The 9,205-nt window shown below is 60.8% G+C and carries 9 protein-coding genes; 6 read left to right on the top strand and 3 right to left on the bottom strand.

Features of this window, described 5'->3' with window-relative positions:
* Window positions 1-294: 294 nt before the first annotated feature.
* Both ACIOVD_RS27635 and purT read left to right on the top strand, forming a co-directional pair.
* Window positions 295-762, top strand: a complete 468-nt coding sequence (locus ACIOVD_RS27635; protein WP_095166637.1) for a VUT family protein — start codon at window positions 295-297, stop codon at window positions 760-762.
* A gap of 101 nt (window positions 763-863) precedes the next feature.
* Window positions 864-2,045 carry a formate-dependent phosphoribosylglycinamide formyltransferase gene (purT, locus tag ACIOVD_RS27630; RefSeq protein WP_320333720.1) on the top strand — a complete coding sequence of 394 codons (1,182 nt, stop codon included), beginning with the start codon at window positions 864-866 and terminating at the stop codon, window positions 2,043-2,045.
* A 113-nt stretch (window positions 2,046-2,158) separates the two neighbouring features.
* On the opposite strand, the gene ACIOVD_RS27625 is transcribed toward purT, so the two are convergent.
* The 3 genes from ACIOVD_RS27625 to ACIOVD_RS27615 all read right to left on the bottom strand — a co-directional run bounded on the left by ACIOVD_RS27625 (window position 2,159) and on the right by ACIOVD_RS27615 (window position 5,776).
* Window positions 2,159-3,475: an MFS transporter gene (locus ACIOVD_RS27625; protein ID WP_401131330.1), complete on the bottom strand. Its 1,317-nt coding sequence runs from the start codon at window positions 3,473-3,475 to the stop codon at window positions 2,159-2,161.
* Between the two features lie 234 nt (window positions 3,476-3,709).
* Entirely contained in the window at window positions 3,710-4,951 is a 1,242-nt protein-coding gene (locus ACIOVD_RS27620; RefSeq protein WP_401131328.1) for a transporter associated domain-containing protein, read from the bottom strand.
* A 12-nt stretch (window positions 4,952-4,963) separates the two neighbouring features.
* A complete protein-coding gene (locus tag ACIOVD_RS27615) occupies window positions 4,964-5,776 on the bottom strand; it encodes an inner membrane protein YpjD (RefSeq protein ID WP_095166642.1) in 813 nt (270 codons plus the stop codon).
* A gap of 208 nt (window positions 5,777-5,984) precedes the next feature.
* Here ACIOVD_RS27615 and ffh point away from each other — a divergent pair, with 208 nt between their 5' ends.
* The 4 genes from ffh to trmD all read left to right on the top strand — a co-directional run bounded on the left by ffh (window position 5,985) and on the right by trmD (window position 9,159).
* Window positions 5,985-7,361, top strand: coding sequence for a signal recognition particle protein (ffh, locus tag ACIOVD_RS27610; protein ID WP_095166644.1), 1,377 nt, complete (start codon window positions 5,985-5,987; stop codon window positions 7,359-7,361).
* A 249-nt stretch (window positions 7,362-7,610) separates the two neighbouring features.
* Complete coding sequence (rpsP, locus tag ACIOVD_RS27605) at window positions 7,611-7,862, top strand: 30S ribosomal protein S16 (RefSeq protein WP_003198088.1); 252 nt, start codon at window positions 7,611-7,613, stop codon at window positions 7,860-7,862.
* A gap of 5 nt (window positions 7,863-7,867) precedes the next feature.
* Window positions 7,868-8,404, top strand: a complete 537-nt coding sequence (gene rimM / locus ACIOVD_RS27600; protein ID WP_095166646.1) for a ribosome maturation factor RimM — start codon at window positions 7,868-7,870, stop codon at window positions 8,402-8,404.
* Window positions 8,386-9,159 carry a tRNA (guanosine(37)-N1)-methyltransferase TrmD gene (gene trmD, locus ACIOVD_RS27595; RefSeq protein WP_401131324.1) on the top strand — a complete coding sequence of 258 codons (774 nt, stop codon included), beginning with the start codon at window positions 8,386-8,388 and terminating at the stop codon, window positions 9,157-9,159. The genes rimM and trmD overlap by 19 nt, the downstream gene beginning before the upstream one ends.
* Window positions 9,160-9,205: the final 46 nt, after the last annotated feature.

The raw sequence follows: 9,205 nt of genomic DNA, 5'->3' as shown, positions 1-9,205 counted from the left end.
GGGGCAAGAGCCTTTTGCTTACTTTTGGGCTCCTCCAAAAGTGAGCCGCTGTAAAAGCGGAACCATAGGTGGCCGTTACCGCAAAAATGGATATGCACGCGGTCTAATCCAACATCCCGGTCGGCCCACAGGCGCAACATCGCACCACAGCTGTGTAGATACCTATGCCCATCGCGGGCAAGCCTTGCTCCTACCGATAGCAGACAGCAGACAGCAGACAGCCGCATTGGGATTTGGCGGCTTCGCGCCGCTGCAGTACCCTATGCGCCAAACTGCCAGGTATCCCCGCGCCCCATGCTCTTCCTGATCGCCTACATCAGCAGCGTCGTGCTGATCAACTACGCCTTTTCCACTGCACCACACCTGGACATCATCTGGTCGGCCTGGGGTGGGCTGGTGTTCGTGCTGCGCGACATGGTGCAGATCCGCTTCGGCCATGGCGCGATCATTGCCATGCTGGCGGCGCTGGTGTTGTCGTACCTGACATCCGATCCTTCCATTGCCCTGGCCAGCGCCACTGCGTTTGCAGTGTCGGAGTGCATCGATTGGCTGGTGTTCAGCATCACCAAGCGGCCCTTGCACGACCGGTTGTGGATCAGTTCGGCGCTGAGCATTCCCCTGGATACCTTCATTTTCTTCGGCATGATCGACGCCCTGACTCCCGGCGTGCTGCTCACCGCCCTGGGCTCTAAGTTCGCCGGCGTGACGGCCGTGTGGCTGATCATGGCCTGGCGCCTGCGCAAACAGGCGATCGTCAGCTAAGGCCAAAGCCGCTGGTTCATGTAAAATGCCGCGCTTTCTCCCCATGGGAAGTGCGCGCTGCGCCATATCCCTCGATGATCCGCTCCTTTGAGGAACTTCAGATGACTCGTATCGGAACTCCATTGTCGCCAACCGCGACCCGCGTATTGCTGTGTGGCTGTGGTGAGTTGGGCAAGGAGGTGGTGATCGAGCTGCAACGCCTGGGCGTTGAAGTGATTGCCGTGGATCGTTACGCCGACGCGCCAGCGATGCAGGTGGCGCACCGCAGCCACGTGATCAACATGCTCGACGGTGCCGCGCTGCGGGCAGTGATCGAAGCCGAGAAGCCGCACTTCATCGTGCCGGAAATCGAAGCCATCGCCACCGCTACCCTGGTGGAGTTGGAGGCCGAAGGCTTCACCGTGATCCCTACCGCCCGTGCCGCGCAACTGACCATGAACCGCGAAGGCATCCGTCGCCTGGCCGCCGAAGAGCTCGACCTGCCAACTTCCCCGTACCACTTCGCCGATACCGTCGAAGACTATCGCAAGGCGGTCGAGGACCTGGGCTTCCCTTGTGTGGTCAAGCCGGTGATGAGTTCCTCGGGCAAGGGCCAGAGCCTGCTGCGCAGCGCCGATGACGTGCAGAGCGCCTGGGATTACGCGCAGGAAGGTGGGCGTGCCGGTAAAGGCCGGGTGATTGTCGAGGGCTTCATCGACTTCGACTACGAAATCACCCTGCTGACCGTGCGCCACGTTGGCGGCACCACTTTCTGTGCCCCCGTCGGTCACCGTCAGGAGAAGGGCGATTACCAGGAGTCCTGGCAGCCACAAGCCATGAGCCCGATTGCCCTGGCGGAATCCGAGCGGGTAGCCAAGGCTGTGACCGAGGCCCTGGGTGGGCGTGGTCTGTTTGGCGTCGAGCTGTTCATCAAGGGTGATCAGGTGTGGTTCAGCGAAGTCTCGCCGCGTCCCCATGACACCGGCCTGGTGACTCTGATTTCCCAGGACCTGTCGCAGTTCGCGCTGCACGCCCGGGCAATTCTCGGCCTGCCGATCCCATTGATCCGTCAGTTCGGTCCTTCGGCTTCGGCGGTGATTCTGGTGGAAGGGCAGTCAACCCAGACTGCCTTTGCCAACCTGGGGGCTGCCTTGAGCGAGCCGGATACCGCGTTGCGCTTGTTCGGCAAGCCAGAGGTGAACGGTCAGCGTCGCATGGGTGTGGCGCTGGCGCGCGATGAGTCGATTGAATTGGCCCGGGCTAAAGCAACCCGCGCTTCTCAGGCTGTAGTGGTAGAACTCTAAACTGCAGCGCGGCTATCGCGGGCAAGCCCGCTCCCACAGGATGTTCGGCTGATCACAAATTTTGTGTACACCAGAAACCCTGTGGGAGCGGGCTTGCCCGCGATGGCGTCTTATCAGGCCACCCGATTCAAATCGTTGTTACGCGTCTCCTTCAGGCACAGCACGGCAATCAAGCTGAGCACCGCTGCCCCCGACACATACCCGCCGACATAACTCAAACCGCCCATCGCCACCAGTTTCTGCGCAAAGAACGGCGCCGCCGAGGCTCCGACAATGCCGCCCAGGTTGTAGGCTGCCGATGCGCCGGTGTAGCGCACGTGTGTCGGAAACAGTTCCGGCAACAGCGCGCCCATCGGCGCAAACGTCACGCCCATCAGGAACAGTTCGATGCACAGGAACAGCGCCACGCCCCAGGTCGAACCCTGGGTCAGCAGCGGCTCCATCAGGAACCCCGACAGAATCGCCAGCACGCCACCGACGATCAGCACCGGCTTGCGTCCGTAACGGTCGCTGGCCCAGGCCGACAGTGGGGTGGCGGCGGCCATGAACAGCACCGCGAAGCACAGCAGGCCGAGGAAGGTTTCGCGGCTGTAGCCCAGGGTCGAAACCCCGTAGCTCAGGGAGAACACGGTGGAAATGTAGAACAGTGCGTAGCACACCACCATCGAGCCTGCGCCCAGCAACATCGGTGCCCAATATTGGCTGAATAGCTCGACCAGTGGGATTTTCACCCGTTCCTGGCGTGCCACGGCGTTGGCGAACACCGGGGTTTCGTGCAGCTTGAGGCGCACATACAGGCCCACCATCACCAGTGCGGCGCTGAGCAGGAACGGAATGCGCCAGCCCCAGGAACGGAACTGTTCGTCGTCCAGGGTCATGGCCAGGGTCAGGAACAGGCCATTGGCGGCCAGGAAGCCGATCGAAGGACCCAGTTGCGGGAACATGCCGAACCAGGCGCGTTTGCCCGGTGGCGCGTTTTCCGTGGCCAGCAAGGCAGCGCCACCCCATTCCCCGCCCAGTCCCAGGCCCTGGCCGAAGCGCAGCACGCACAGGAGGATCGGCGCCCAGGCGCCAATGCTGTCGTAACCCGGGAGTACGCCGATCAAGGTGGTGCAGACGCCCATCAGCAGCAGCGAGGCGACCAGGGTCGATTTGCGCCCGATACGATCACCGAAGTGGCCGAATAGCGCCGAACCCAACGGCCGGGCCAGAAAGGCGATGCCGAAGGTCAGGAAGGCCGACAGCATTTGCGCGGTGCCGGAAGTCTGGGGGAAAAATACCGGGCCGATCACCAGTGCCGCGGCAGTGGCGTAGACATAAAAGTCGTAGAACTCGATGGCCGTGCCGATAAAACTCGCGGTGGCCACTCGGGTGGCGGAGTTAGTCGGTTGGGAAGGTGTGGCTTCGCCGTAAGTGGTGCTCGTCGTCATGCGGTTATCCCTGACAGTCATGTGCTCGCGAGGAGCGAATTATTATGGTTGAAGCACCCAGGGATGTTGGGGTGGGGCGCGGAGGGCGCTCCAGGTAGGAGCGTTCGCCGCAGAGTCGTGCAACTGGCCGCAAGACACTGGGTGCGGGTAGCACGGTCTGCGGCGGGGCTTGGGTAAGCGTCGTGATTATAGGAAGGGGGCTAACGATTCAACAAGAGGCTGTGCAGTGCTCTTTCAGCCAATTGCAGGCACGGACGTGGTGTGCCAGATCAGCACCTGGCTGACGCGGTTTTCCTCGGTTTCGAGGATCTCCAGCCGATAGCGGCCGATTTTCAGGCACACCGGGCAGTCCGGAATGGTTTCCAGCGCCTCGGTCACCAGGCCGTTGAGGGTTTTCGGGCCGTCGCTGGGCAGGTGCCAGCCCAGGGTCTTGTTCAGCTCGCGGATGGACGCTGCGCCGTCGATCACCAGCCGTCCATCGGCTTGCGGGTGAATGTGCGGGTTGTCGAGGCTGTGCTGGCTTTCGAACTCGCCGACGATTTCCTCGAGGATGTCTTCCAGGGTCACGATGCCCTGCACTTCGCCGTATTCGTCGACCACCATGCCCAGGCGCCGCTGCTGTTTGTGGAAATTCAGCAGCTGCAGTTGCAGTGGGGTGCTTTCCGGCACGAAGTACGGTTCGTGGCAGGCCGCCAGCAAGGCCTCTTTGGTCAGGCTGGCATTGGGCAGCAAGTGGCGGATCTGCCGGGTGTTGAGTACCGCCTCGACCTGGTTGATATCGCTGTGGAACACCGGCAGGCGCGTGCGTTTGTTGGTGCGCAGCTGTTCGATGATGTCTTCGAGCGGATCGTCGAGGTTGATCCCGTCCACTTCGCTGCGCGGCACCAGGATGTCGTTGACGGTGATGTTGTCCAGCGCATGAATGCCGGCCAGGGCGTGGGGGCGACAGGCGGCATGTTCGTGCTCGTTGTCGTTTGTCGGAGTGGGCTGTGGCTCGTCTTCGCTCTGTTGCACCACCTTGGGTTTGCGTGCCAGGGGCTTGAGCAGCAGCAGGCTGATGCTGCTGAGCAGCCAGGCGAGCGGGTAGAGGATCTTCAATGGCACGCCGAGCAGGGTGTTGCCCAGCGCCAGGATGGTATCCGGATAGCGGCTGGCGAGGGTGCGCGGCAGGTAATCGGCGAAAATCAGCAAGGCCGCCGTGGCGCTCAGGCAGGCGAGCCAGGGGCCGTTGTCGGCCCAGCCGAATACCGCCAGCAGGGTGCTGATGACCACCACCAGTGCCCGGCACAAGGTATTGCACAGAATCAGGCTGCTGAGCGGGAAATTGAGCCTGGCCACCGGCTTGTCGTTCGCCCGTGAGGCGGTGCGTTGAGCCAGCAGTTGCTGTTGCGCCGCTTCGATGGCGGTGAACAGGCCCGACCAGAGGATCAGCAGGGCCAGCACGGCGAGCAATGGCCCTATGGGCAGGTTATCCATAACGAATGCCCGTCAGATGTGCAGGATGAATTCGCGGACCAGCTTGCTGCCGAAATAGGCCAGCATCAGCAGGCAGAAGCCGGCCAGGGTCCAGCGAATGGCCTTGTGTCCGCGCCAGCCGAGGCGATTGCGGCCCCACAGCAACACGCTGAAGACGATCCAGGCCAGGCACGCCAGCAGGGTCTTGTGCACCAGGTGCTGGGCAAACAGGTTCTCGACGAACAACCAGCCGGAGATCAGTGACAGCGACAGCAGGGTCCAGCCGGCCCAGAGGAAACCGAACAGCAGGCTCTCCATGGTTTGCAGCGGCGGGAAGTTCTTGATCAGCCCTGAGGGGTGCTTGTGCTTGAGTTGATAGTCTTGCACCAGCACCAGCAGCGCCTGGAACACGGCGATGGTGAACATGCCGTAGGCCAGGATCGACAGCAGGATATGGGCGAGAATCCCCGGCTCCTCGTCGATCACCTGCACCGTGCCCGACGGCGCGAACTGCGCCAGCAGCACCGTGGCCAGTCCCAGTGGGAACAACAGCAGCAGCAGGTTTTCCACCGGGATGCGTGAGCACGCCAGCAGGGTCAGGGCAATTACTGCGGCGGCAATCAGGCTGGCGGCGCTGAAAAAATCCAGGCCCAGGCCGATCGGCGTCACCAAGTGGGTGAACAGGCTCGCGCTGTGGGCCAGGACGGCGAGGATGCCGAGCATGACCAGCAGGCGTTTGTTTACCTTGGCGCCTGTGGCCAGGCGAGAGCCTTGGTAGAAAGTCGCAGCGGCGTATAAGCAGGCGGCGGCGAGTGTCGTGAGCAAACTGGGTGACAAGGGGAGCATAAATCCTGTTAGGCAAGCCCGAAAGAGAATGAGTTTGGCATACAACCCTTGTCGCATGAAAGACCGCACAACCAGACGGCGGGTGTGCGCCAGACGCAGTCTTCGCTATAATCCGCGACCTGCCCACGCCGCAGGCTCGCCGAGCACATGTTTTTCACGGTCTGGGCCGCCATTACCTCGGTCTCCATAGGGCCTGAAAGGATCGCGCATGTTTGAAAACTTAACCGACCGTCTCTCGCAGACGCTGCGCCATGTCACCGGCAAAGCCAAGCTGACTGAAGACAATATCAAAGACACCCTGCGTGAAGTGCGCATGGCGTTGCTCGAAGCCGACGTCGCCCTGCCGGTGGTCAAGGACTTCGTCAATTCGGTCAAGGAGCGCGCTGTCGGCACCGAGGTGTCGCGCAGCCTGACGCCGGGCCAGGCGTTCGTGAAGATCGTCCAGGCCGAACTCGAAAGCCTGATGGGCGAGGCCAACGAAGATCTGAACCTGAGTGCCGTGCCGCCAGCCGTGATCCTGATGGCCGGTCTGCAGGGTGCCGGTAAAACCACCACTGCTGGCAAGCTGGCGCGCTTCCTCAAGGAGCGCAAGAAGAAGTCGGTGATGGTGGTGTCCGCGGACGTCTACCGTCCGGCGGCGATTAAACAGCTGGAAACCCTGGCCAACGACATTGGCGTGACGTTCTTCCCGTCCGACCTGAGCCAGAAGCCGGTCGATATCGCCGAAGCCGCCATTAAAGAAGCACGCCTGAAATTCATCGACGTAGTCATCGTCGATACCGCCGGTCGCCTGCACATCGACGAAGAGATGATGGGCGAGATCAAGGCCCTGCATGCCGCGATCAAGCCGGTCGAGACCCTGTTCGTGGTCGACGCCATGACCGGCCAGGACGCCGCCAACACGGCCAAGGCCTTTGGCGATGCGCTGCCGCTGACCGGGGTGATCCTGACCAAGGTCGACGGTGATGCCCGTGGCGGTGCCGCGTTGTCGGTTCGCTCCATCACCGGCAAGCCGATCAAGTTCATCGGTATGGGCGAGAAGACTGAAGCCCTGGAGCCGTTCCATCCCGAGCGTATCGCTTCGCGCATCCTCGGCATGGGTGACGTGCTCAGTCTGATCGAGCAGGCTGAACAGACCCTCGACAAGGACAAGGCCGACAAGCTGGCGAAAAAGCTGAAGAAGGGCAAAGGCTTCGACCTCGAAGACTTCCGCGATCAGCTGCAACAGATGAAAAACATGGGCGGCCTCGGCGGCTTGATGGACAAGCTGCCGAACATCGGCGGTGTCAACCTGGCGCAAATGGGCAATGCCCAGGGCGCGGCAGAGAAACAGTTCAAGCAGATGGAAGCCATCATCAACTCCATGACCCCGGCCGAGCGCCGCGACCCTGAGCTGATCAGCGGTTCGCGCAAGCGTCGGATTGCCATGGGTTCCGGCACCCAGGTGCAGGACATCGGCCGCTTGATCAAGCAGCACAAGCAGATGCAGAAGATGATGAAGAAATTCTCCGCCAAAGGCGGTATGGCCAAAATGATGCGCGGCATGGGCGGTATGTTGCCCGGCGGCGGCATGCCAAAAATGTAAAGAATTCGCGCCGACAGTCTTGTCGGCGCGGCCCCCACATGGACGTGGGGCCAGCAGTAGCCCGCCTTGGCGGGCGCTGACTCGCCGTTGGAGACAACGGCTCTACCGCAAATCTGGATGGCACGCCGATAGGCGCCAGAAAAAGACATTTGCAAAAGTCCGGATATTCCTTAGAATATGCGGCCTTTCGGGCACCTATGCCCGCTGTGCATTTAGATTTGCAGCACCGACTACAGGAACTATGTTCACATGCTAACCATCCGTCTTGCCCTTGGCGGCTCCAAAAAGCGCCCGTTCTACCACTTGACCGTAACCGACAGCCGCAACCCGCGCGACGGTTCGCACAAAGAACAGGTTGGTTTCTTCAACCCTGTTGCTCGTGGTCAAGAAGTCCGTCTGTCCGTGAACCAAGAGCGCGTAGCCTACTGGCTGAGCGTTGGTGCACAACCTTCTGAGCGCGTTGCTCAGTTGCTGAAGGAATCTGCTAAGGCTGCGGCCTGAGCAATATGAACGCGACGCCAGCCAATGCTGATGATTTGATCGTTATCGGCAAAATTTATTCTGTTCATGGCGTTCGCGGCGAAGTGAAGGTGTATTCCTTTACTGATCCGACTGAAAACCTCTTGCAGTACAAAACCTGGACGCTCAAGCGCGAAGGCAGCGTAAAGCAGGTTGAGCTGGTCAGCGGACGTGGGAACGACAAGTTCCTGGTCGCAAAGCTCAAGGGTCTTGATGATCGTGAAGAAGCGCGTCTTCTGGCCGGTTACGAGATCTGCGTGCCGCGCAACCTGTTCCCTGAACTGACCGACGGCGAGTACTACTGGTACCAGCTCGAAGGTCTGAAGGTCATTGACCAACTCGGGCAATTGCTCGGGAAGATCGATCATCTTCTGGAAACCGGCGCCAATGATGTAATGGTGGTCAAGCCTTGCGCTGGCAGCCTGGATGATCGCGAACGCCTGTTGCCCTATACGGAGCAATGTGTGTTGGCAGTCGACCTGGCAGCAGGCGAGATGAAGGTGGAATGGGATGCGGACTTCTAAGCGTGGCTAACTTGCGCGTAGAAGTGATCAGTTTGTTTCCCGAGATGTTCTCCGCCATCAGCGAGTACGGCATCACCAGTCGGGCGGTGAAACAGGGGCTCTTGCAGCTGACCTGTTGGAATCCGCGAGACTACACGACGGATCGACATCACACTGTGGACGATCGCCCATTTGGCGGTGGCCCGGGCATGGTGATGAAGATCAAGCCCCTGGAAGATGCTCTGGTTCAGGCCAAGGCAGCAGCCGGGGAGGCGGCGAAGGTCATTTACCTGTCGCCCCAAGGCCGTCAACTGACTCAGTCGGCGGTACGCGAGTTGGCGAATGAGGAAGCATTAATCCTGATTGCCGGTCGCTATGAAGGCATTGACGAGCGATTTATTGAAGCTCATGTCGATGAAGAGTGGTCGATTGGTGACTATGTACTGTCTGGCGGCGAGCTGCCGGCGATGGTCCTGATTGACGCGGTTACACGACTGCTGCCTGGAGCTTTAGGGCATGCGGACTCCGCCGAGGAAGATTCCTTTACGGATGGTCTGCTGGATTGCCCGCACTACACCCGACCGGAGGTGTATGCGGATCAGAGTGTTCCCGACGTGTTGCTAAGTGGCAATCACGCGCATATCCGGCGTTGGCGTTTACAGCAGTCCCTTGGTAGGACCTTTGAACGACGCGCCGATCTTCTGGAAAGCCGCTCGCTTTCTGGAGAAGAGAAGAAGCTGCTCGAGGAATACATCCGCGAGCGGGACGATAGTTAACAACGTATCGATGGTAGGTCCGATGACTTACCGTAGGAGCCGCGCA

Source organism: Pseudomonas sp. NPDC087626 (genome assembly GCF_044743405.1).
Taxonomy (GTDB): domain Bacteria; phylum Pseudomonadota; class Gammaproteobacteria; order Pseudomonadales; family Pseudomonadaceae; genus Aquipseudomonas.
This window is presented reverse-complemented; position numbering and strand designations above follow the sequence as displayed.